Annotated in this window: 2 protein-coding genes and 1 pseudogene; all 3 read left to right on the forward strand. The window is 67.8% G+C overall.

Annotated features, from left to right (window positions below):
• Window positions 1–193 (forward strand): annotated as a pseudogene (locus QBJ89_RS20050) (hypothetical protein); the annotation flags it as partial.
• 1 nt (window position 194) lies between these two features.
• Window positions 195–704, forward strand: coding sequence for an RNA polymerase sigma factor (locus tag QBJ89_RS20055; protein ID WP_277982212.1), 510 nt, complete (start codon window positions 195–197; stop codon window positions 702–704).
• The coding region (locus tag QBJ89_RS20060) for an anti-sigma factor family protein (protein ID WP_431522560.1) at window positions 701–1018 on the forward strand (318 nt) is incomplete at its 3' end. The genes QBJ89_RS20055 and QBJ89_RS20060, both read left to right, overlap by 4 nt.

The raw sequence follows: 1018 nt of genomic DNA on the forward strand, positions 1-1018 counted from the left end.
TGCGGACGGCAGCGGCGCGGTAGAGCCGCTTGCGAACTTCATGAGCAACCCGGCAGGTGCGGCGATCGTGAATGCGTCGGGTCCGATCCGGCAGATCGTTCAGGGCAGTGCAGCGGCACCCCGGCGCTTTCTGGCGGTCGCCGAGGTGGTGAACGGCGCGCCGGGCCGCATCGTGCAGGTGCAGCGCGACTGAGATGGACCCGCTTGTTGCCGCGATCGAGCCATTGATCCCCGGTCTGCGCCGCTATGCGCGGTCGTGGTTGCGCGATCAGGCGATGGCGGATGACGTGGTGCAGGATTGCCTTGAGCGCGCGGTCGGGCGCTGGCGGCAACGACGCGGGACGGAGGTCCGCCCCTGGGTCTATGCGATCCTGCATAATCTGTTGGTCGACCATCAGCGGCAGCATATCCGGCGAGGTACGGCGGTTCCGCTCCACCTCGTGGACGACGCCGCGCTCGGCCGTCCGGCCGATCAGGACACAGGCCTGCACCACCGCGACCTGTTGCGCGCGCTTGATGCGTTGCCTGAAGAGCAGCGAACGGTGCTGCTCCTCGTCTCGGTTGAGGGTCTGCCCTATGCGGAGGTCGCTGCCGTCGTCGGCGTGCCGCTGGGCACAGTGATGTCGCGCATATCGCGGGGGCGCGACCGACTGGCGACCCTCCTCCGGGAGGGTGAACGGCCGCGATTGAGGAGCGTGCAATGACCAGCCCGATCGGCGAGGACGATCTGGCCGCATGGATCGATGGCAGGCTGTCGCCCGAGCGGCAGCGCATAGTCGACGCCTACCTTGAAGGCCAGCCAGACTTACACGCCCGCTTGCGGGAACAGGCGGAGCAGGCGCGAGCCCTTACATCCCTATTCGCCCCCATTGCGGATGAACCGATCCCGGCGACTATGCGCGTCGCTGCTATCAGGGGACGGCAACGCCAGCCGCGATGGCAATTCGCCATCGCTGCGTCGCTTTTGTTGGCTGTCGGGTTTGGCGGGGGCTGGTCGAGCGCGCGGTGGAGCGGTGAG

The sequence above is a fragment of the Sphingomonas phyllosphaerae genome, assembly GCF_029623345.1.
Taxonomy (GTDB): domain Bacteria; phylum Pseudomonadota; class Alphaproteobacteria; order Sphingomonadales; family Sphingomonadaceae; genus Sphingomonas; species Sphingomonas phyllosphaerae_C.